Source organism: Paenibacillus gyeongsangnamensis (assembly GCF_027533625.1).
GTDB classification, from domain to species: Bacteria; Bacillota; Bacilli; order Paenibacillales; family NBRC-103111; genus Paenibacillus_G; species Paenibacillus_G gyeongsangnamensis.
In genome coordinates this window covers 172,824-194,774 of record NZ_JAQAGZ010000005.1, presented here as the reverse complement: position 1 = coordinate 194,774, position 21,951 = coordinate 172,824, and the positions used below count along the sequence as shown (strand labels likewise).

The window sequence follows — 21,951 nt, the reverse complement described above, 5'->3', positions numbered from 1 at the left end:
CCTCCCAAACTAAATAATGGATATTCGACGTGAAAAAAAGCGTTCCCGTTTCATCGTCCGAAACGGGAACTGACCGGTTATTTAAACTGCTGCTGAACGCTGTCGAGAATCTCTTTCGGCGATTTGTTCGTTCCGCCCAGAATGCTGGATTCCAGCTGCTTCACGAGCTCATCCTTGAACTTCTTCGCTTCGACCGGATAGCCGAAGTCCGTGCTGTATTCAAGCGCCGGCTTCACGGCCTGGAATTCCGGATTCAGCTCGAAGTATTTCGAGGTCAGGCTGACGTTCGACGAGTTGAAGCCGAGCTTCATAAATTCCGTCTGCGTCTTGTCTTCCGTCATATAGTAAGCCGCCTGCGCCGCCGCTTGCCGGTTCTTCGAATCCTTCAGAACGATATAGGCGTCGGAGATCATCGTACTGCCGTTCACCGTCCCTTTCGGAACCGGAATCGCTACATATTTCAGGTTCGGATTGGCGTCCTTCAAATACCCTTTATACCAATAGCCGCCCGTCGTCATGGCCGATTTGCCGTTGGCGAACACTTCGCCGTCCCAGCCGTAGCCCAGAGACTTCGGTGTCACAGCCGAGCCGTCTTTGTACATATCCAGAATTTTTTGGAGCGCTTGAACGTTTTCCGGGGAGCTGATCGTCTTGCCTTCGCCCCAACCGCCGCCGTAGCTCTTCACATAGTTGGTGATGTGGTAGGCGTCGATATTGATCGTAATCCCTTTGACATCCTTGGTCGTCAATTTCTTAGCGGCTGCTTGGACGTCGTCCCACGTTTTCGGATAATCGGTCAAGCCGGCTTGCTTCCACATGTCTTCGTTAATAAAGAACATAGCCGGCATGTTGACGTTCGGAATGCCGTACTGCTTGCCGTCTTTCTTCCACAGCGCTACCGCCGACGGCGTGAAACGGTTCATATCGATGTTCGCTGCGGGAATCAGCTCGTCCAGCGAAGCGAACAAGCCTTTATTGATGTATTCCAGCGCGCCTTCATTGGAGATCTTGATAAAATCGGGCGCTACGCCGGCCGCGATTTCGCCGGGCAGCATGTTCCAGAACTGGTCGCTGCTCGGATACTGCTTCACCTTAAGCTCGATATTCGGGTATTTTTCCGAAATGGACGCCGCCGCGTCCTGGTATACTTTCAATTCCTGCGTGGTTCCCCAGAAGCCCATCGTGACCGTGGCTTTTTTCGCCCCGCCGTTTGCTTTGGCATCTCCCGCTTGGCTGCTGCTGCCGTTATTGCCGCAGGCCGATAAGCCCGCCGCTAAAGCAATGGAAAGAACAATGGCCGAAACTCTTTTCATGCTGCGCACTCCCTTTTTTGTTCAAATGTCTATCTGTAGGAATAGGTTAACGGTTTCGGGCACAAAAAAAAATTAATCAAATGATGATTAATTTAATAAGATTAGCTTTATTGATTTTTTTTAAAGCCCTCCTCCGGGCATTTTTAATAGGATTGACTTTTTTTCAATAAAATTAAACATGCTCCTTCCGGTATTCCTTCGGCGCCATGCCCACATATTTCTGAAACACGATCGCAAAATGCACTTGGCTGTTGAAGCCGACCATCTCGGATACCTCGTAAATTTTGTAACGGTAATCCTTCAGCAGCTCCTTCGCCCTCTCGATCCGGATTTCGTTGACGAAATGAAACAAGCCTTTGCCTACTTCCTGATTGAACAGCCGGCTGATGTAGTTGGCGCTGACCTGGAAGTGCTCGCCCAAGCTTTTGAGCGAGATATTTTCTTTATAGTTGGCTTCGATATACTGCACGATATTCCGGATCAGCGGACTGTACTCCTTGTTCGTTGCGGAAATCATGGCCTCCAGCTTCTTATTAAACAGGTCATGATAATATACGGAGAGCTCCTCAAAATCCTCGATAAACTCCAGGGTACCGCCGGCCTCCAGGTACTTCTCGCGGTCCTCCATCATAAAGAGGAGGCCCTCGTAAATTTTTTTCACGTCTCTTTCGTTCAGGATCTCCTTGCTGCGGATATACTGCTCCCATTCATTTAAGTTCCGGGCGAATTCATCGTACCGTTCTTCCCTGAGCCCGTTCTTCATCGCAACTATAAAGTCATTCACCCGGTCGAGCGACGGTTCCTCGTCACTTTGACGGTAATAAAACACAGGGTCGCTCGGATGATAAAATTTTTGCTCCAGCGCCTGCCTAGCCTGCGCCGCGGCCCGTTTGCCGCCCTCAAACGATTGGAACAAGTCGCTTATTCCGAATACCGTCTCGATATTGACAAACCGCATCAGATTCGAGCTAATCAGATACGCAATATCGTTGACGCGGGTAAAGCAGGCTTGTACGCTCTTGATTTCATGCTGGCTGAGGATCACTGCGTACAGATTGTCTTCGAGCTGCACGAATTCGGTTTCCGGCTCTTTGGACAGCAGCTCGGTTAACAGATTCCTAATCGTGCTCGGAAGGAAGGAGGCCGGGCCTTGGGCATATCTTTGGAGCACATGGGCCCACTTCTTGACGGAGAACAGCATGATGTACAGATTGCCTTCCCTCAGCTTCGTCCGTTCAATGCCTTCCGTGCTTCCCTGGAGCCAGCGGCGCAGAACCCCCTCTCCCGTAACCTCTCCGGGGACCGTGGCTTCGGGACCGGACTGCCGCTCGCTTTCCAGCTCTTCCTTTACCTTATACAGCACAGCCTCAATCTCATGCTCGTTCATGCTGGGCTTGTGGAAATAATCGACGGCTCCCAGCTTCATCGCTTGCTTGACCATCGTGAAGTCGTCGAAGCTGCTCAGGATGATGACCTTCGCGCGGATGCCCTTTTCCTTCATCTCCGTCAGAACTTGAATCCCGTCCTTGCGGGGCATCTTAATGTCCAGAATGACGACGTCCGGCTTTCGCTCCTCGATCAGCCGCAGGGCCTCTTCGCCGTCCGCCGCCTCCCCGACGATGTCCATTCCGCCCGCTTCCCAGCGGATGGACGATTTGATTCCGATTCTTACCAAGGCTTCATCATCCGCAATCAGCACCTTCATTCCGGCTCACCCTCTTCTTCCTGTTTCATGACCGGAACGACGATGGTTGCGGTCGTACCGTTGTTGTTCTCGCTTGTCATCGATAAGCCGTAGCCTTCTCCATAATGGAGCCGGATCCGCTCACGTATATTTCGGATTCCGATCGAATTCATTTGATCCGCCGTTCCCCGCGGCTCCGGGCTCTCCAGCTGCGCTGGGGCCATTCCTTTGCCGTTGTCGGCAACCTCCATCACCAGGTTCCCGGCTTCCTCCCGGATCCGGATGCTCAGCAGCCCCTTATAGGGGATACCGTCAAAGCCGTGGAAGACGGCGTTCTCGACCAGCGGCTGGAGCAGGAACTTGAGCGTCCGGTATTCCATTACGGCGGGATCGATTTCAAAGATCACCTCGAACTTATTCATGTACCGGAAATCGAGAATTTTCGTATAGCTGCGGATAAATTCGACCTCTTCGTTGACCGTCACGAAGTCGCTTTCCGTCTTGGCCGTAAACCGGATCACGGAAGAGAAGGCCGTCAGCGCGTCCTCGATTCCTTTGGCTCCTTGCATTTTGGCCATCCATTTAATGACGTTCAAGGTGTTGTATATAAAATGGGGGCGGATTTGCGATTGCAGCGCAAGCATCTCCACCTTCCGCTTCGCCTGTTCCTCGTTGTAAATGCGCTGGATCAGCCTGCGGATCTCCGACAGCATATGGTCAACGGTAACGCTGATTTTTCCTACGTCCCCCTGCTGGATATCGATCTTCACGTCCATATTGCCTTGGGCGATCTGCTTCATTTTGCCGTTCAGAATGAAGAGCGGCTTCGTAATACCGAGGGCGATATAGACGGAGGCTATAATGGACAGGCCGAGCAGCAGCAGCAAAGCGATCAAGATCGTGCGGACGATCGTATTGACGAAGCCGAACAGCTCATTCTTCGGAATGATGGTCAAAGCTTTCCAGCCCGTTACAAGAGAAGTCGACATTATGAAATAATTCATATCGTTCTCCCGCGTTTGCTGCTCCTCCCCGTGGACAAAGTCTATATCTTGCCCAAGCGCGCCGGCAGCCGGCAGCCCGTATTCGGACGGGTTGTTGCTGTACACGATATTTTGATTCTCGTCGATCAAATAAAACCGGGTGCTGTCCGTAAAGTGGATGTCGCTCCATAACGTCTTCAGCTTATCAATGCCGACATTGAGCAGGATCAGCCCGAGAATGTCCTTCGTATACGGGTCCACGACCGCCCGGCCGATCGAAACCACGGGACTGCTGTTCGTCGACATCAGCCTCTCCGGATGGACGCCTACGGGAACGACAAGTCCCCGCTTTTGCAATATCTTTTGTACGAAGGGCTCCCGGTAAAATTCGGTTTCGAGGTAACGGTGATTCATGTATTCATTATTGCTTCGTCCCACGATGATCCGATTCTTGCTTTGGTAAATCGCCACGGAATCCAGCAAATCCGTATACAGCATCATGCTGTTCCGGATAATCCCGCCCGCCGTATCGAAATCCTCGCCCCGTTCATATAAGGGGTAAGGCAGCGCATCGTAATCTTTTTTCATCATTTGAAAAATAGCCGGGTCATGCTCGGGAAACATCGACAGCCGCAGCAGCGGATTGAACGAGGCATCGATATTCTTGACGATTTGCTTGTTATTCTCAACCGCCGCGTCCAGAACCATACTCCGGTTCGACTGCATGTACAGCCAAGATAGCGTCCCGCCGATGGTCACGAAGGGGATAATAATAAAGCAGGAAAACGCGAGAATGAGCGTGTTCCTTAGACCTAAATTTTGTATTTTGCTCTTGAGGCTCGTCTTCATCCAGGCTCACTCATTTTCCGTCATTCATTATTTATACTATAACCAAATTGAGAAACAATGGGCAAATGGATGTCTATGAACCCCAAACCTCCTTCAGGGTCTCGCGGAACAGAACGTCGAATGCGGCGTCCTGCTTCTCCCCCGAGACGGGAGCGTGTTTGGCGGTTTCCTCGTAATAGGCGATTCGCTGTTCTAAAAATTCGTTGATCATGGAGATCTTCGGCTCCAGGCCGAATTCGACCCCCGACTTCTTCCGGGTAAGCAGCTTAACCACCTCTTGCTTCAGTCCGGAAGCAACGCTTCCGCCAGCGCTTCAAAATCCATCGGCGGCATGCCGCCCCGCTCCTCAATCCATTGGCAGGCGAGCATCGGACGCAGCACGTAGAAGTATTTTTTGATCTTAACGGCATCGTCCTGCAAATATTCTCGGAAGTTCCGCTTCGCCATATGCAAATAATGGTAAATGCTGGACTTCGGCGAGAAGGCTAACGGGGAGAGCTGCCGGATTCGGTCCGTCACCGTATGGCGCTCGGCATAGCGGATGGGCGACTGCAGCCATTCGAGCAAGGGCGGGTTCGATTTGCGGAACAGGCCCAGCGCCTTCTTCAAATCCCACCCGTTCACGTCCAGCTGATCGTTGATCGGACGCTCGATCACGTCTCTTTGCTCGAATATCGACAAGTACCAGTCCACGGGCCGCACATACAGGAACCTCACGTCGTAATCGCTGTCCTTGGACGACAATCCCCAAGCTCTGCTCCCCGATTCGCATGCGTATAAGATTCTTACCTGCTCCTCGCGCTCGATCCGCCGCAGTTCTTCTTCAATTCGGCCTCTAATCTCATCTTGCATGGAAATCATCCTCTGTATCGTTATGAACTCAAAAAAAGTATAGACCCAGGTTGCTCATTTATACGCAAATCATACCCTGAGGCCCTTTCGGTTGTAATAGAAAAAAGGACGCTGAGGCAAGCAAGCCTCAGCGTCACCCAAAAATATGGATATGATCTTACTTCGATTCCCCGAGAATGCCTTCGATCCGCTCCAGCAGTTCCTGCGGAAGCACAATCCCCGAAGCCTTGGCGTTCTCTTCCACCTGCTCCGGACGGCTCGCGCCGACCAGGGCGCTGGCGATGTTCGGCTGGCGCAGGATCCAGGCGAGAGCGAGCTGGCCGACCGTAATATCCAGTTCGCCGGCGATGGCCGACAGCCGGCCTACCTTCTCGATCTTCTCGGCCGTTATAGCCTTGCGCACGCCTTCCAGCTTGGCCGCGCGGCTATCCTGCGGAATGTCGGACACGGACTTGTATTTGCCGCTAAGCAGCCCTTGCGCAAGCGGGGAGAACACGACTTGGCCGATTCCTTTGGACTCGCCGAGCGGAATGACGTCCTTCTCGATATAGCGGTTGAACATATTGTAAACCGGTTGATTGACCACAATGCGATCCAGCAAGTATTTGTCCGCAACGGCCAAGGCCTCGGCCATCTGCACGGCCGTCCACTCGCTGACGCCGACGTAGAGGATTTTGCCCTGGCGCACCAGATCGTCGATCGTCCGGAGCGTCTCCTCGATCGGGGTTTCCGGGTCGAAGCGGTGGCAGTAGTAGATATCGACGTAATCCGTTCCCAGCCGCTTCAAGCTGGCGTGGCACTGCTCCATGACATGCTTGCGCGACAAGCCGCGGTCGTTGGGACCGTCGCCCATCGGCCAGAACACTTTGGTCGCCAGCACATAGGAATCGCGCGGATATGGCTTCAGCGCTTCCCCTACCACTTTCTCGGCGGCTCCGCGTTCATACACATTGGCCGTATCGAAGAAGTTAATGCCAAGCTCGTACGCCTTATGAATCGACTTCACCGCGTTATCCTGCTCTACGTAGCCGCCGTACGTAAGCTAACTGCCCAGACTGATCTCACTGACCTTCAAGCCGGTTTTGCCTAATTTGCGATATTGCATGTTCATTGCCTCCTAATAAAGTATATAGTTTGGGGAGAAATGTTCCCTCATCAAGCCTGTATAGCGAACCGGTCCCACCAACGGCCCTCCGGCCTCTAGCGCTCGCCTGCAGCCCGAGAAGCGGAAGCTGCAGCTGCGGCCGGAGCCTCGGCTTTGCCCCCGCTTCGGAGAACGACAGCCCCGGCCAAGCCGGCCAAGCCGGCGATCAGAAACACAGCATTGAACGAGATATAATCCGCCAGCCAGCTGCTTCCGATCATCACGATCGAGCTGACGCACAAGGTAATCATCGCATTGATGCTGATGCCCATCGGCAGGCGCTCTCTCGGGATTTGTTCGAGGATCAGAATGCCGCTGCTCAGGTTATAGCCGATGACACATAAATTCGTTAAGGCGAAGGCTCCGTATATCGTCCATAGGCTGGGAAACAGGATGATCAGCCCGCATGCCAACCCTCCTGCGGCCGATGCCATCACAAGAACGGGCCGATGGCCGATGCGGTCCGCCAAGATTCCGAAGACCATACTGCCGGCAATATTGGCCAGTCCCGTAATCGCCGTGAACATCGCGATCGCGGTGCTGCCGGCATCAAACGTCCTTACCGCATAAAGCGTATAATACGCAAGTCCGGCTTGCGCCGCTACGGTGCAGGAGAAGCCGATCACCGTGCGCTGATACGCCTTGAATTCGCGGAACATCGCCGGTATCGCCTTGAAATATTGAAAATAATTAAAATCGACCTTCGTGACCGCATCCGGTTCCATCTCTTTCATCATCGCAAACGTTAACACGTCGAGCAGGAGCAGGACGACGCCGATGGCGAAAATCAACGTGTAATTGTACGGATACGGCACTTTGCTCAAGATAACGCCGCACAGCGCGGAGGAACCGAGCGCCAGCAGACTGCCGGCACCGCTGCTGAAGCCGCGCAGCCGGCCGCGCGAGCTCTCCGCGACCAATTTGGCGAACAGGCTCATAAAGAACGGACCATATGCACCGACGAACAGATTGAACACTCCCCAGCCCGCAAGGAACAGCAAGACCATCAACTTCGGGTGTGATTCGGCAACCAGAGGTATCGTCAAGACGAACAAGAGAAAGACGATCCTTTGTATGAACAGGATTCTCACGAACGTCTTCGCCTTGTGCGTCAAATTCATCACCTTCTTGGCGAAGAACGGCTGGCTGACGAACGCGCCGATCGAGACCAGGGCGTTGACCAAGCCGATCTCGAAGGTGCTCGCCTTCAGATGGGCCAGGAAATAAGTAATGACGGCATTGACCGACAAGAATGTCATCGCATTCATAAACAACACCGTGTCCATAAACAAGAGAACATAATTTCTGCGATGATCATTCATAAGCGCGGTTCTCTCCTATCGATACATTCGCCGGGCGTCAACCCTGATAAAAATTGCGGACCCAGCGATGCCTGCGCAGAATGCGAAGCTGTTCGTCGCTCAGCGGGTTTCCGTCGCTGACGGCGCAGTTGTTCTCGACGTTGCGGATGGACCGCATCCCCGGAATCACCGTCGACACTGCCGGATGGCTGAGCACGTACCGCAGCGCCACCTCGGGCAGCCGGTCGAGGCCTACTCCTAAGTCCTGGACGATCGCCCGATTGCGCTCGGCGATCTGGCGTTTGCGGTCGTCCCGGAAGTAGCCGTTACGGAAATCGCCCTCGGGGAACGTCGTCTCCTCGTTGATCCGGCCGGTCAAGCCGCCCTCGTCGAAGGGCACGCGAACGATCACTCCGACGTTATGCTCGAGACAAGCGGAAAACAGCTCATCCTCCGGACTCTGGTCAAACACGTTATAGATCACTTGAACCGAATCCACGACCCCGGAGCGGATCAGCTTAATCGCGTTGGACGGCTGGTGATCGTTGATCGATATGCCGAAGTAGCGGATCTTCCCCTGCTCCTTCAGCTTGCGTACCGCCTCCAGCCAATCGCCGTGACCGACCCAATCGTCGTTCCAGACGTGGAACTGCTGCACGTCGATGGTGTCCAGCCCCAAATTGCGCAAGCTTTGCTCCGTGCATGCGATGACATGCTCCGCCGGGAACGTCTCCTCTACGGGCACACCGGGACGTGCCGGCCATTGGTAGTTTTTGGGCGGAATTTTTGAAGCTACGGCAATCGTCTCCGAACGTTCTCGCACCACCTGGCCGACCAAACGTTCGCTGTGGCCATTGCCGTAGCCGAGGGCCGTATCGATAAACGTAAGTCCCAAATCAATCGATTGGTGCAGCGCGCGAAGCGAATCGTCATCGCTCGCGCCGATCCAGCTGCTCTTGCCGATGCCCCAGGCGCCGTAACCGATTTCGGATACGCTTAGCCCTGTCTTACCGAGCGTACGGTACTTCATAGTCCGATTCCCTCCATCGTTAGTTATAGGCCGAACTCTTTCATTATAAAGTCAATCGGGATTCCATGTAAGAGCTTACAGCAAGCTAACCTAATTACCTGAGGGTAAGTAATGCTCCTAAAGTAGCTTCCTTGAAAACAAGAATGACTCTGACAATTCAGAAGTCATCCGCTCATGCGCTTGTTATAAAGGTGCCCCAACGTTAATGTACCCGTACCTTTGTCCGATCTCGTTTACTTTTTGGATGTCGACTTTACCGCTCGGAAGCGCGGCTACCTCTTCCCAAAATTTTCAGGTGGATATGCAATGGTACACATGGATAGATTAAATCCAAGCTTCAACATAAAACATCCCCTCTTCCGTCCTGACCCGGTATAGCTCATCGAATCCTTCGCTGAATGCGGGTACCTGCAGCTTTTTCATGACGCTCCTGATCCCTGCCTCCGGCACTTTGTCTTTCCCCGTACGCGCTTCATTTCTTTTCATCGATTCGGCGAAGTCCGGTTCGAAGTAATATCCCGCTACCCGGAATTTGTGCTCTTTGGCAAGGAAGATGTACTTGCTCCGATCTTGGGCCGTGGGATTGGTGTTGTCTACGACAAACGGCTGCTTGGCTTGGAAGGAAGCCTCTAAATAAATCATTTCCCTGTGCCTGGTCTTGAGCATGTCCAAGTTGATTCGAATGTGGGAGTTGAACATCCGCTCTTTAAAGAAGGTGGATTTGCCTGAAGCCTGGATACCGATAAAAATGACGCATTCCATCATTACTCATCCCTATCCGAATAGACATATTGGTCGATATAGTCCCGATCCTGCGAAAAAACCGGCGTATCCGGGTCCACGTCCCACTTGCTTCTTCGGGCTTCCCCTTTGAAATACGACTGTTTCGTGATGCATACCCCGCGTTTCTGCCAGACCGGAAGCTCGTTCCAATCGATCCCCTTGTCCGCCAGCAGCTTGTCCAACAGCCGTTTCCCGTCAAGTCCATGAAGCTCCTGATGCGGGAAGTGGGCCTGAGCCGTCATCGACATGCTATTCCTTATCGCATCCTGCTGCCGCCATATAAAATAGTTCGTTACCTCGCCCTGCGGAAGCACCCAGGCTCTGCTGTCAAAGGTCGCCAGCTCCTTGTCCGGATAATATTTCTTGATCGCTTCGTTAAACTTAGCCGTGGCCATGGAGGCGGACACCGATACCATTTTCTGCAGGTTGTTATCGTACCACGATTGGGTAGTCCATTGATCGTCATTCGTAAGGAGAAGCGAAATCTCGTCGCTCTGGTGATAAACCAGCTTGCAGCCCATGATCTGCCCAGCCAAATACTTACATGTATCCCATAGCGCCAGGGTGAGCGGCTCGTCGAACGGCTTGCCCATCCCGCGGGTAAAGCTATGAAAGTGGCAGCCGTCGATTCTTAGCACCACGGGAAGACGCCGCGGCAAACGGTGCCGATAGGCATTCTCATACTCCTTCATCCGGTTTCCGAAATCATCCTTTTTCATGGGCGCTCCACCTCCCCTTTCCCCCAAGCCGACATTGTACTAGTTTAATCCAATTTTCAGGATATCATAATCCAAGCCACCCAAAAGTAAGAGTTCCCCTTAAATGCAAAAAATCTTCCCTGTCCGGTCCGGACAGGAGAAGATTCTTCAGCCGTTCTATTCCCGAATGTCGGGTTATAGACGATCTATTATTTTTTGTTCGGAAAGATGTGAAACGATATTTTAGCCCGTTCGGGTGCATTTAAATTTTTATATTTGCCAAGCTCCTCGGGAGATAGAAAATAAGTGGTAACCTCGCCTGATTTATAATCCTCATATACTTTGAGATCGTGCTTGGAAATTGCCGTATGTTTTCGCATTTTCACTCGTCTCCTTTAATCATAATAATGAACGCTAGTATGACTGTATATGAAAATAACATTACTCTTACCTTCTCATTGTAAAAAACAAATGTCAATTAGGATAGAGAAATACATTATAACGATGTAAATTTTCAGACTGCGCTATGGAATTTTTACAAAAATAAACGGTCACCCCATTCAAGGGTAACCGTTCATAAGCTTTATATGCAGCTAATCACAGCCGCAAGATGATTTTATGTATTTTTTTCTTCGTCTTGGTTATTCATTACGTTGTTGACCAAATTTTGCGTTGCATTCTGCGTTGCTTCGCCCGCATTTTCCAATGCATTCTGTACGTAATTCGTCGCCCTTTGCAAACCGTTTCTAACCGCATTCGTCGTATTCTCAACAGCATTGTTCTGGTTCTGATTATTGTCAGCCATCTGCTCACCTCCCTGTCATCGATTCAAGACTTAATTTGCCAAGGATAACGGAATAATATGCATCTGAATCCGGCTTTCATCCTTTACATCAGGTTACGGGTGCGGGGTTAAACAAGCTTAATGCGTTGTGCAGTCCCCAATGATCCGCCCACGTTATCTTACGGCCGCTGGCTACGTCTAGAATGAACCGGAATATTTCCCAGCCGACCTCTTCTATGGTCGCCTCGCCCGTCGCAATGCGTCCCGCGTTGATATCGATCAGATCGTGCCACTGCTCCGATAATGCATTGCGGGTCGATACTTTGATCACCGGTGCCATAGCCAAGCCGTAAGGCGTCCCGCGTCCGGTCGTAAAGACTTGCAAATTGATCCCCGAAGCGAGCTGCAGCGTGCCGCATACAAAATCGCTGGCCGGTGTTGCCGCAAAGATTAACCCTTTCTGAGCTGCCTTCTCGCCTGGAGACAGCACCCCTGCGATCGGACTGCTGCCCGATTTCACGATAGATCCCAGCGATTTCTCCACAACGTTCACCAATCCGCCTTTTTTATTGCCGGGTGACGGATTGGCGCTTCGGTCCGCCTGACCGTTCTGCAAATAGTGATCGTACCATTTCATTTCGCGAATCAGCGCGCGGCCGACCTCTTCATTCACTGCCCGGGGCGTTAACAAATGAACGGCGTCCCGTACTTCGGTCACCTCCGAGAACAAGACCGTCGCCCCTGCGCGCACGAGCAAATCCGCCGCGTATCCGACTGCCGGATTGGCCGTAACGCCGGAGAAGGCATCACTCCCGCCGCATTGCAAGCCGACGACTAGATCGGATGCGGGGCAAGTCACGCGCTGCCGGCGGTTTAACCGCTTGAGGCGCTCTTCAGCCATGCTCATGATCGATTGAATCATGGGCATAAACCCTTGATGATCCTGCAGCGACATGAGGCTAGCGGCCGGATCCCCGGCCGGTATCAATCGTTCCGGAAGCAGCTTCTCACACCCCAAACCGACGACCATGATTTCACCGCCGAAGTTGGGGTTCCTGCTTATATTTTGAAGCGTGCGGATCGGGATCACCGCATCGGGGGCATGGATCGCCACGCCGCACCCATAGGTATGATTCAATGCCACGACATCCGATACGTTCGGATAACTCGGGAGAAGCTCATCTTTAATCCGTTTGACCGCATAATCCAGGACTCCGGCAACACATTGAACACTTGTCGTAATGCCTAAAATATTTTTCGTCCCGACGCTGCCGTCTGCATTCCGGTACCCTTCGAACGTAAATCCTTCAAGAGGCGGCAGCGGTTCCGGCACACGGTTTGCAACGGGAAGCTCATCCAAGTCGGGAGGCTCCGGCAGCCTGACCAACGATTCGTCAATCCAGCAGCCTTGCGGGATCGGCCTGACCGCATAGCCAATGACTTCACCGTAGCGGATAATGGCTTCATCTTGCTCCAAATCCGTTAAGGCCACTTTATGGCCTTGCGGAACATGTTCCTTAAGCTGAAGACCGCAAGGAAACCCGGTTCCTGACGGCAATCCTCCCGTATTGACAATGATTGCAACGTTATCCTTAGGATTGACTTGGATATAGAGCGGCTTTTCGTTTTGATGGATGGGCATGGCCACGACGAGTTCCCCTTTCTTGTTCCAAAGAGCGATTAGATGGCGATCGTTGAATTGTTCTGTTCCGCGGCGCTTTCCTCGGGTAATTCGATTCTTTCCACCTTATTCACGATGAAGATGTAGGAAAGAGCTCCGATAAACAGGATCACGCCTATAAACAGAAGGGCGCCGCTGAATGAATGGGTTGTGGCCAAGATATAGCCGACCAGAATCGGAATCACAATGCCGGCCAGGTTGCCGAATGTATTAAAAATGCCGCCACTGATGCCAATCAGCTCTTTAGGCGACATATCCCCAACAAGCGTCCAGGTCAGGCCTGCCAATCCTTTTGCAAAAAAGGCAACCGACATGATCACGATAATCGCGGCAATCGAACTGGTGTAATTGGCTAATATAATGGTGCTGGAAAGAAGGAAACCCGTAATAATCGGCGTTTTGCGGGCTACCGCCAAGGACTTGCCGCTCTTCAGCAGCAGGTCGGAAACATATCCTCCAACGATGCCGCCCGCGAAGGCCGCTATATAAGGTATTGAGGCTATAAACCCGACCTTAAGCATGGACATGCCTTTGTCTTGGGCGAGATAGGTGGGGAACCACGTTAAGAAAAACCATACAATTGTATTTAAAGCAAATTGCGCAATATAGATTCCGATCATTTGCCGGTTCGTCAACAATAGACGTACGTGAGACCACTTCACCTTCTTGGGCTTATCTCCCACATCCGTAAGGCCCCCGCCCTGCTTGATATAATCCAGTTCAGCCTGATTTACGCCGGGATGATTCTTGGGATCGCGCACGATTTTAAACCAAAAGAAGGATAAAAGGATGCCGGCCGCGCCCGTATAATAAAAAATCGAATGCCATCCGTAGTTTTGTAAAAGCCACGCCAATACCGGTGTAAAAATGGCCAGCCCGAAATACTGTGCGGAGTTATAAATCGCAACGGCGCTGCCGCGCTCGTGCTGCGGAAACCACATCGTTGTGATTCGGCTGTTCGCGGGAAACGAAGGGGCTTCGGCCAGCCCGACGACAAATCTTAATGCGAACAGCGTGATAAAGCCGCCGACATACCCTTGGAAAAAGGTAAACAAGGACCATAGGAAGAGACCGGCGCCATAAACGACACGCGCTCCGAACCGGTCGAGCAGCCAGCCTCCGGGTATTTGTAAAAAAGTATATGCCCAGTTAAACGCGGAAAGAGCGAAGCCTAATGTAACCGCATCCAAAACTAAGTCTTTTTTCATGACAGGGGCCGCAATGCCTAACGTGGAACGGTCCAAGTAATTGATCACGGTCGTGATGAACAAGATGGCTAGAATCAGGTATCGCACATTGGTCTTCTTCGTTAACGTATGGATCGGAGTTTCCTGACCGGTCATTGAATTTCTCCTCCTTGTCGTAACAAACAGGGTTACCCTTCGAATTCAACCAGTGCTGCGAGCAGCGCTTTAATGTACCCGATGGAATATGCGTACCCGATGTTGTTATAATTCCATTGAATACAAGTATTAGGCCAGCTGTCGTTCTTTTCGATCTGCACCCCTTCCAGAATCGGAACGTGATCGGGGTTCAAGCAGCCGTTAAAGCCTACCTTGCGAAGCTCCAGCAAAATCTTGAACATGTTCATGTCGCCATCGTCCAGCAGCGCCTCCTCGAAAGCGCCTGCTGTCGGAAGACTGCCCCTGACATTACGGAAATGAACCAGGAACAGCTTGCCTTTTCGGCCATAATGATTGATTTCATTCAAGACAAGCGGACTTCCCCCCTCTTCGGCTCTTGTACCGATACAGTAAACATAGCCGACATGCTTGCTTGGAAACGCATCGATAATCCGATGATAACCAAGTCCGCCGAAGGCCGTTTCCGGATGAGGCGCGTCCGACGGGTGCATGCCTAAAAGCACGTTGTAATCCTCTGCCACGGGAACGAGTTTTTTGTAGGCTTCGCAGAAGCGTTCCCAATAGGCTTCATGCTCCTCTAATGTCGGGTGCGCGAACTTTTCCTTCGTAAAACCTAGACTCTCCCCGCGCGCGATGGCCCCCCCTCTTTGGATGGAACGATATTTGGTCGTCAAATAAGGAAACGTATCCCCTTCAAACCGTTGTCTGGCAACCGGGATCCCCGCTTCGCCGAATACCTTCATCGCGTTGATCGAATTTTCCAGCTCTCTTTCGCATCCGGGTTCATTCCTCATGAACTTGGTTGATAAATCCGGCAAAGTCACACGGTTAATATCCAGTCCGAAGGAACGAATTCTGCGCTTTAGCTTCAAGAGCGAGTCCAGGTCCGGATAGCCTTGCTCTTTTACTCCCGCAAAGGCGGAGCCTTTTCCGAAATCAATGCAATCGACCCCTAATTGGTTTAATTGTCTTAGATCGCCGTCGGTTAAATCAGCCGTGTACGACGTGATTGAAACTTTCATCATACTCCGCAGCTCCTATTCTCTCCCCAGCATTGTTACCGCTTTCATTATGTAATAAAATTGTAGTATGATCTTGGAAATAAAAGAAGTATTTAATTTTTATTGAAAAATCACTAGCGTTGCATTAAAATCGTTTGGATAAGTTGTCGAATTATTCTGAACAATGATTCAAGCCGCATCGCCAAAAGGTCGATCACCTCTGAAAGGTAGCTCTGTCCATTTGGTAATTATATGGTAATTTACTCATCCATCTAACAACGGTACTTATTGCTTTTTTCGTCTACCCTCGGATATCCTTTGAGGCAAGCGATGTATTCGTTCCATCCAGTCTTGAACGGAATCCCATAATAAGATTTTCAACCATCGGTAGAGCTGAAGCAGGCTGTGACGAGTTCCTGTTTCCAGTTTCACCAATACCAGTAAGCAAAAAGCAATCAGTGCTGTCCATACTTGGTTCATCACGGCTTGTTCGCTTGTTCCGTAAAACGACTTAATCCGGATGTGCTGCTTCATCCATTTGAAAAAGGTTTCAATCACCCACCGTTCCCGGTAGATCTGTCCAATTTCTTCGGCATTCAGATCAAATCGATTGGTTAAAATGGCGACAGGGTTGCCCTCGGAATCTACCGTGTGAATCAGACGCAGCACGTTTTCCATTCTCTTTTGCGGGGTACCGACATAGACCATTTCATCGGTAAGAACGGCGCTCTCTGGCGGCAAGCTAAAGGATTCTATCGGACGAATCATCGTATTCTTCTTCGTTCGGGTCACGAAGAAAATGCCGCGATCACAGTAATCATCGAACCTCCCGTAGTCGATGTAGCCGCGATCATACACATAGGTGACTCCGAGTTCGTTGACTAAAGCATCCATCTGAGTTCGATCATTCTTTTTTGCCGAGGTGATCGTCACTTTCTCGGGAACGACCGTCTCATCATCGATGTATTCCAGCCGGAAATGCAGTTTAATACCTGCTTTTGTTTTTCGGAATTCTGCCCATTTGTACTTTTGCAAGCACAGTCCGATGGTTGTGGAGTCAATGATTTTAAAATCCTTCCGTAACATGGAGGGCGATGTATGTTGGCGAATACGTAAAACCAACTGCATAAAAACATGCTCCAGCAAAGCGGGATCGACTTGGTTATGTTTCCGACTCAATTGAGCAGCAGAGATCGATTTCAACCCAAGTTCTTTCTGGAAGTCTTTCGAAAGCACATCATCGGCGATTTCACGCAGTCCGTCCCGCTGCTGAATCTGAGCATGAAGGAATAGCTTCAGATAGGACAGCGTAGTGAATTTCTTAACGTACTTATCTTGGTTCGTTTCCTTCACTTTTTCCGTGAACGATTTCGTACAAATGGGTGCTAACCATTTACCAAATGAAGAAAATAGAGTATCCTTGTCCATGGGCTTAATCCTTTTCAGTGGATTATGGACAGGAACTACCTGCCATTTCATTGTAAAGGATTTTTTTATGCCCTGATGATAAAAAGGCAGAAGATTATGAACATTCAGAGAAAATTAATGCAACGCTAGTGATAAGATTTATAAGTTTTCGAAGGCTTATAGCTTCGCATCAACCTTGATAAACGCGCTGGTCCTTGTAAGACAAGGACGGCGTAGCCGTTTATCCTGGGCATGGAACAACGCCTATAAGTTTCTTCCTGTTTATAGTTACCCATCCATCCCGGATAAGAAACGCCGTCTTGCATAGCTGCGTCTGCTTATTTCGTCACGTAATAGCCTGCGGCCGCCTGCACCGTCTGCTGCATCGGCAGATGATACGGACACTTCTCTTCGCACAGCGGCTTTTCTTTGCACGGTTCATACTCCGCGCATGCGAGGATCTTATCCTTCATCCGGTCGTAGAAGCCGTTTCCCTTCGGAAGCAGCCCGAGCGTCTCGCGGATCCGGCTAGAGATCATGACATCCGGGATCGCTACGCCTACCGGACACGAGCAATAATTGCAGCGGCGGCAGTTATGGCTCCCCAACTGCAGAGCGAGGCTTTCCAGCTCACTCCGCTCCTCGGCACCGACCTCCACACGCATCGCCGCGATATTCTCACGCACCTCTTCTACGCTGACCATACCCGAAATCACCGTGTGCACATCCTGACTATACGGGTAGCGGATCGCCTTCTCAACCGGCTGAATGAATCCGCCCGAAAGCGGCTTCATCGCGGTCTTGCCCATGCCTTGACGATTCGCCTCCGGTATCAGTTCCTGAAGGGCGAAAGGCTGCGCCAGATTCAAATGAAACAGCACTTGATCGAACTGGCCCTTGCTGATCCACTTCGCGAGCAGTTCAGGGCGGTGACCGGTAATGCCGATGAACCGCACATGCCCCTTATTCTTCATCTCGAGCGCCGCATAGTAAGCGCCGTCCTCTTCCATCGCCGCTTTAAAGTCCTGAACGAAATTGACATAGTGAATCTGCAGCAAATCGATGACGTCCGTTTTCATCCGGTCCAGGCTGCGTTCGATCTCTTCCTTCGCCGTCTTGTAATCCCGGTTATTCGTCTTCGTCGCCAGAAAATATTCCGAGCGGCGGTGCGAGATCGTCTCCCCGATAATCTCTTCGGAATTGCGATAGCCGGCGGCCGTATCGATATAGTTGATCCCTTCGTCCAGCGCATAATTGAGCGCGGCCCGCGCTTGCTCCAGCGGCACGCCGGGCAGATTCATCGCCCCGAAACCTAACGAGGACACCTCATAGCCTGTCTTGCCGAACGTCGAATAACGCATGCTCCCCATCTCCCCTGAAATGACAATTAAGCCTACGAAGCCTTTACCGATATTATAGTGGAATCTCCCGTAAAAAAATAGTTCTAGCAGAGCCGGACCGCTTGCTTGCGGCTGGCGATTCGGCCCCAAATCCAGCCTATTCGCTAGATTCACCCTAAATTTTAGAAAAAAAGAAGACACAGCGGTCTCCCCTAACTTCCGCTGTGTCACGCGATTCATCGCTTATCAAAAGTTCCGATCCCGGGAAATTGATCCTTTGATCCGATCGTCCTACTAAGATTAATCGTCTTTTTTCGACTTATCGTCGGAGGCGTTCGATCGGTTGTCATTCCCCTTTTTATCGTTGTTGCTCTTGTTGTCGTCCCTCTTCGGATCGTCCTTTTTACCGTCGTCCTTGGCATCCTTAGAGGGCTCATCCTTTTTTCGGGAATCCTCCTGCTTCTTGCCATCCTGCTGCTTGGAATCCGTGCTTTTCTTCAAGTCATCCTTCGCTTGCTCGTCGGACCGCTGCTTATCTTCGTCCTTCTTCTGCTGCTGGTCCTGTTTGTCATCCTGCTTCTTGCCGCCGGCGTTCCGATCGTCCTGATTATCTCCGGGACGGGAAGCGCCAGGAGCTGTCGTTCCTGGCTTGGTGTCGGCGCTTGATCCCGGCTTACCGTTCACGGGAGCCGAAGGGGAGCTGCCCCTTTTATCATCGTTTCCGTTACCCGACCCGTTGTTCTTGCTGCCGTTTTCATTATCGCCGTTCTTGTTGTTATTGTTGCTGCTATTGTTTTTGGAATTGCTCGGGTTATTGGCACCGTTTTTGTTATTGCCGTTGTTACTGTTGTTGCTGCCATTCCCGTTTTTGTTAGTACTGTTGTTATTGTTGTTCCCGTTGTTGTTATTGCCACCGGGCTTCTTCGGATCGGTCTTGTTATTATCCGTTCCGTTCTTCCCGTTGTTGTTCTTCTTCTGCTGCTCCTCAAACTTCTTATCCAGAGCTCCGCTCTTCTCTTCCTCCACCAGCTGCTTGATCGCCGCTTTGCCAGGAAGCCGGTCCTGCTGCATGATTTGCGCAACCTCCGGTTTATCCTTGAGAATTTGGAGCACGGATTCCTTCTTCAGCTCATCCACCGTCAGCGGCGTCCCGCTGTTCTTGGCGTTCAGGTAAACGGTATATTTCCCCATGGACAAACCGTTCTCTGCGGCCGCGGTACGCACTTCCTGCGGTGCCGCGAAGGCCGCTACCTGGTATGCGCTTGCCTGGTTCGGATGTGTTTCCTGAATGTGCTTCGTCACCTGCTGCTTCAGCTTCTCGGCAAGCTGGACGTCATTCACCTTGCTGTTCTCGTTCACTACCGTGCTGGCGATGACGATTTCGCCTTCGCCCTTGGCGAGCGCTTTCTGCTCGGCCTTGTCCAGCAGCTTCGAGGTGACCTGGTCGATCGGCTTGTTTTTGTAATCTAGCGCCTCGATCAGCTGAACGCCGTCATCGTTGAGACCCCTGAGCTCAAGCACGTTTTCTTTCGTATCGATGCCCATTTCCACGCTGGGATTAATGTCCATCGATACATAGGCGACTACCTCCGGGCTGCCGAGCTTGCCGCTGAAGCTCGCAAACAGCACAATGCAGAATACGACGGCGGCTGCAAGCGCCGATTTTCCGGCCACGGACGGGCTGCGCCAATGGAAGCCGGCGTCGGCATAGACGATTTCCTCGCCGATCTCACAGGTACGGTTCTTGCGCGCTACCCGATCGAATTTGCCGTCCGGACGCATCACGATAATGTTGCTTTCCGTGATGTCCATCACAATCCCTTTATTCATTCGCGGCCCCCCCTTCTTCCGAATCTTCTCTAATATGTAGGTATTCCCTAAGAAACGGATACGGTCCGTTGTAAATCAGCGCAACGGCAATGATAAACTTGCGGTTACGTTCCAACGTTTTCCGGGATACCTCCACTTGGTCAAGCAATTCCTTAATCGGCAGCATTCGCTTGGTCAGCATGACACGCATAAGATCGACATCATTCGACAACGTTTTGGCGATGCTGAACAACGCCTGCCGGGAATCATCATGCTTTGGGGACGCTTCAACCAGATCATTGAACCCAATGCCGAAGTCCTTCAGGCACCGGTTCAAATCTATGATTTCGCTGCGCCGCTCCTCCATTCCTTTTTGTTTCTCGTATTGTTCGATCGCTTGGTGAATTTCGATCGGATTGACGATGTTGTCCTCCTCGTCCTCCACCTCGAACGTACTATAAGGAATTTGCTGGGAGAAGCGCTGCTCCTTGCGGACGTAGTCGATCAGACGCCGGCGGATGACCTGTTCGGCGAAGCCGAGGAAGGATCGCCCCGCTTGCTGCGAATATTGATTGATCGCTTCGTTGAATGCGGCAAGCGCAATGCTGAACTCATCGTCCCTTGCCGGGTCTACATATCGTTTACAGAAACGGCTCGTAACCTTTGCGACATAAGGCTGATAATCCGTTATAAATTGATTCCGAAGTCGCAGATCACCTTCTTGTATTCGAATCACAGCCTGTTCCGGTGTTTGCGAGCCGGCCGTATCAGGGTGGTGAGACTGACGTTTCCCGAGAAACTTCTTGAATAACACTAACAGCAATCGTTCCACCTCACACTAAAATTTTCGCTACCATCCAATCGATTACGGGGGTTGTGTAAGTCGTGCGAAAAAGGTTTTTTTCAAGGATTTTTTTGTAAAATCCAGAAACCTCTGCCTGTCCCCCATGACATGAAAAAGTCCCTTTCCTTCTCGCGTGCGCCGGCAGCCGGCTATGGAAGAATGGGCCCTTAGCCCCAAACGTAGCGCTGCCCGCTGACAGCGGGACGGCAGGAACGGAAGGAGGCAGCTGGAGCCGGGGCTTCGCACTGCGCGATAAGGTTAGGGACGGAATCTTTCGGAGCGGCTTCGGCCTACGAGCGGCCGCGCAGCGTTTTCTTATTCTTCAGCCGGTCGCGGCGTTTGCTGAGCGCATTCAACCGTTTGATCAACGCAGCTTCCCATTCGGCATCGCCGATTTCCTTGGATACCATCAGAAGATCGAGCGCCATGTCGATTTGACTGCGGACGACGTCCATCGGATCTTCATTCTCGGTATTGACGCAATTCTCGAACAGCTCGGCTTGATCGCGGCTTTCCACGTATTCCTGAAAATCCACCTCAAGCGCGCCGTCCCCATGCGCATATTCGGCTAATATTTCATACTCGTTCTCCACTTGATGATGGACCTCCACCCGGTGGCACACCGGACAAAACAAAAGAGGCACATTATGGATTTGGGTTCGGATATGCTTTAAGGTTCCTTTAGTTCCGAGCATACTGGCTCCGCAGCAAAAACTCATCGTGTTATGCCTCCCTTATCGAATCACAAGCAGGGCTTGTTGCATTCTTTCTATATCGTATTCCGCATTCATTCTCAAAGTGCTGTGCTCATTGGCATCCTACGTGCCGCTCCAAGGAATAACGGCATTCATGCTTACAGATATTAACCATTAACAGCCTTAATCGTAAGGCGGTTTTATACCGTAATACCGCTATCCGTAAAACTATTCGACCCCTCACCCTAAAAATCCTCTTTTTTCGCCGCCGAAAGGTGCAGTTAAATGTTTCCTAGGTATATGGAATAGGAAAGCTTATTCCAACTCTATGTATGAAGGGAGCTCGATTATGATCAATCCACGGGCGAAAGAAGGGTTGGAAGGCTAGT

The 21,951-nt window shown here is 51.4% G+C and carries 17 protein-coding genes and 2 pseudogenes; all 19 read right to left on the bottom strand.

The features are described 5' to 3' along the window. Positions 1–77: 77 nt before the first annotated feature. Positions 78–1,313: an ABC transporter substrate-binding protein gene (locus O9H85_RS09580; RefSeq protein ID WP_269881104.1), complete on the bottom strand. Its 1,236-nt coding sequence runs from the start codon at positions 1,311–1,313 to the stop codon at positions 78–80. Positions 1,314–1,485: 172 nt separating this feature from the next. Further along, complete coding sequence (locus O9H85_RS09575; RefSeq protein WP_269881103.1) at positions 1,486–3,018, bottom strand: response regulator transcription factor; 1,533 nt, start codon at positions 3,016–3,018, stop codon at positions 1,486–1,488. Further along, positions 3,015–4,829: a sensor histidine kinase gene (locus tag O9H85_RS09570; protein ID WP_269881102.1), complete on the bottom strand. Its 1,815-nt coding sequence runs from the start codon at positions 4,827–4,829 to the stop codon at positions 3,015–3,017. Before O9H85_RS09570 ends, O9H85_RS09575 begins: the two co-directional genes overlap by 4 nt. 73 nt (positions 4,830–4,902) lie before the next feature. Continuing rightward, positions 4,903–5,690, bottom strand: a pseudogene (locus O9H85_RS09565) (nucleotidyltransferase domain-containing protein). Between the two features lie 148 nt (positions 5,691–5,838). After that, a pseudogene (locus O9H85_RS09560) lies at positions 5,839–6,786 on the bottom strand (aldo/keto reductase family protein). 95 nt (positions 6,787–6,881) lie between these two features. Continuing rightward, positions 6,882–8,147, bottom strand: coding sequence for an MFS transporter (locus tag O9H85_RS09555; protein ID WP_269881101.1), 1,266 nt, complete (start codon positions 8,145–8,147; stop codon positions 6,882–6,884). Positions 8,148–8,184: 37 nt separating this feature from the next. Next, positions 8,185–9,156 carry an aldo/keto reductase gene (locus O9H85_RS09550; RefSeq protein ID WP_269881100.1) on the bottom strand — a complete coding sequence of 324 codons (972 nt, stop codon included), beginning with the start codon at positions 9,154–9,156 and terminating at the stop codon, positions 8,185–8,187. Between the two features lie 324 nt (positions 9,157–9,480). Continuing rightward, positions 9,481–9,918 (bottom strand): ATP-binding protein, encoded by a 438-nt coding sequence (locus O9H85_RS09545; protein ID WP_269881099.1) that lies wholly within the window; start codon positions 9,916–9,918, stop codon positions 9,481–9,483. A 2-nt stretch (positions 9,919–9,920) separates the two neighbouring features. Further along, positions 9,921–10,658 (bottom strand): tRNA(His) guanylyltransferase Thg1 family protein, encoded by a 738-nt coding sequence (locus tag O9H85_RS09540; RefSeq protein WP_269881098.1) that lies wholly within the window; start codon positions 10,656–10,658, stop codon positions 9,921–9,923. 188 nt (positions 10,659–10,846) lie between these two features. Then, entirely contained in the window at positions 10,847–11,017 is a 171-nt protein-coding gene (locus O9H85_RS09535) for a hypothetical protein (RefSeq protein ID WP_269881097.1), read from the bottom strand. 236 nt (positions 11,018–11,253) lie between these two features. After that, on the bottom strand, positions 11,254–11,442 hold the full coding sequence (locus tag O9H85_RS09530; protein WP_269881096.1) for a hypothetical protein: 189 nt from the start codon (positions 11,440–11,442) through the stop codon (positions 11,254–11,256). Between the two features lie 88 nt (positions 11,443–11,530). Then, entirely contained in the window at positions 11,531–13,063 is a 1,533-nt protein-coding gene (gene garD / locus O9H85_RS09525) for a galactarate dehydratase (protein WP_409348122.1), read from the bottom strand. A gap of 38 nt (positions 13,064–13,101) precedes the next feature. Then, positions 13,102–14,445, bottom strand: coding sequence for an MFS transporter (locus O9H85_RS09520; RefSeq protein WP_269881094.1), 1,344 nt, complete (start codon positions 14,443–14,445; stop codon positions 13,102–13,104). 32 nt (positions 14,446–14,477) lie between these two features. Then, entirely contained in the window at positions 14,478–15,491 is a 1,014-nt protein-coding gene (locus tag O9H85_RS09515; protein WP_269881093.1) for a mannonate dehydratase, read from the bottom strand. A 261-nt stretch (positions 15,492–15,752) separates the two neighbouring features. Further along, positions 15,753–16,895 (bottom strand): IS4 family transposase, encoded by a 1,143-nt coding sequence (locus tag O9H85_RS09510; protein ID WP_269881092.1) that lies wholly within the window; start codon positions 16,893–16,895, stop codon positions 15,753–15,755. A 317-nt stretch (positions 16,896–17,212) separates the two neighbouring features. Beyond that, complete coding sequence (locus O9H85_RS09505; protein WP_269881091.1) at positions 17,213–18,235, bottom strand: aldo/keto reductase; 1,023 nt, start codon at positions 18,233–18,235, stop codon at positions 17,213–17,215. A 279-nt stretch (positions 18,236–18,514) separates the two neighbouring features. Beyond that, positions 18,515–20,044 carry an anti-sigma factor domain-containing protein gene (locus tag O9H85_RS09500; protein WP_269881090.1) on the bottom strand — a complete coding sequence of 510 codons (1,530 nt, stop codon included), beginning with the start codon at positions 20,042–20,044 and terminating at the stop codon, positions 18,515–18,517. Next, complete coding sequence (gene sigI / locus O9H85_RS09495; protein ID WP_269881089.1) at positions 20,037–20,846, bottom strand: RNA polymerase sigma factor SigI; 810 nt, start codon at positions 20,844–20,846, stop codon at positions 20,037–20,039. The genes O9H85_RS09500 and sigI overlap by 8 nt, the downstream gene beginning before the upstream one ends. Before the next feature lie 311 nt (positions 20,847–21,157). Then, the gene (locus O9H85_RS09490; RefSeq protein WP_269881088.1) at positions 21,158–21,586 is read right to left on the bottom strand and encodes a hypothetical protein; all 429 of its coding nucleotides are present in this window, start codon (positions 21,584–21,586) and stop codon (positions 21,158–21,160) included. Positions 21,587–21,951: the final 365 nt, after the last annotated feature.

Excerpts from the sequence above, each read along its gene's own strand:
- O9H85_RS09515 (WP_269881093.1), bottom strand. The coding sequence starts at position 15,491 with ATGATGAAAGTTTCAATCACGTCGTACACGGCTGATTTAACCGACGGC.
- O9H85_RS09570 (WP_269881102.1), bottom strand. The coding sequence starts at position 4,829 with ATGAAGACGAGCCTCAAGAGCAAAATACAAAATTTAGGTCTAAGGAAC.
- O9H85_RS09510 (WP_269881092.1), bottom strand. The coding sequence starts at position 16,895 with ATGGACAAGGATACTCTATTTTCTTCATTTGGTAAATGGTTAGCACCC.
- O9H85_RS09540 (WP_269881098.1), bottom strand. The coding sequence starts at position 10,658 with ATGAAAAAGGATGATTTCGGAAACCGGATGAAGGAGTATGAGAATGCC.
- O9H85_RS09580 (WP_269881104.1), bottom strand. The coding sequence starts at position 1,313 with ATGAAAAGAGTTTCGGCCATTGTTCTTTCCATTGCTTTAGCGGCGGGC.
- O9H85_RS09545 (WP_269881099.1), bottom strand. The coding sequence starts at position 9,918 with ATGGAATGCGTCATTTTTATCGGTATCCAGGCTTCAGGCAAATCCACC.
- O9H85_RS09520 (WP_269881094.1), bottom strand. The coding sequence starts at position 14,445 with ATGACCGGTCAGGAAACTCCGATCCATACGTTAACGAAGAAGACCAAT.
- O9H85_RS09555 (WP_269881101.1), bottom strand. The coding sequence starts at position 8,147 with ATGAATGATCATCGCAGAAATTATGTTCTCTTGTTTATGGACACGGTG.
- O9H85_RS09550 (WP_269881100.1), bottom strand. The coding sequence starts at position 9,156 with ATGAAGTACCGTACGCTCGGTAAGACAGGGCTAAGCGTATCCGAAATC.
- O9H85_RS09500 (WP_269881090.1), bottom strand. The coding sequence starts at position 20,044 with ATGAATAAAGGGATTGTGATGGACATCACGGAAAGCAACATTATCGTG.
- O9H85_RS09535 (WP_269881097.1), bottom strand. The coding sequence starts at position 11,017 with ATGCGAAAACATACGGCAATTTCCAAGCACGATCTCAAAGTATATGAG.
- O9H85_RS09575 (WP_269881103.1), bottom strand. The coding sequence starts at position 3,018 with ATGAAGGTGCTGATTGCGGATGATGAAGCCTTGGTAAGAATCGGAATC.
- O9H85_RS09490 (WP_269881088.1), bottom strand. The coding sequence starts at position 21,586 with ATGAGTTTTTGCTGCGGAGCCAGTATGCTCGGAACTAAAGGAACCTTA.
- garD (WP_409348122.1), bottom strand. The coding sequence starts at position 13,063 with ATGCCCATCCATCAAAACGAAAAGCCGCTCTATATCCAAGTCAATCCT.
- O9H85_RS09505 (WP_269881091.1), bottom strand. The coding sequence starts at position 18,235 with ATGCGTTATTCGACGTTCGGCAAGACAGGCTATGAGGTGTCCTCGTTA.
- O9H85_RS09530 (WP_269881096.1), bottom strand. The coding sequence starts at position 11,442 with ATGGCTGACAATAATCAGAACCAGAACAATGCTGTTGAGAATACGACG.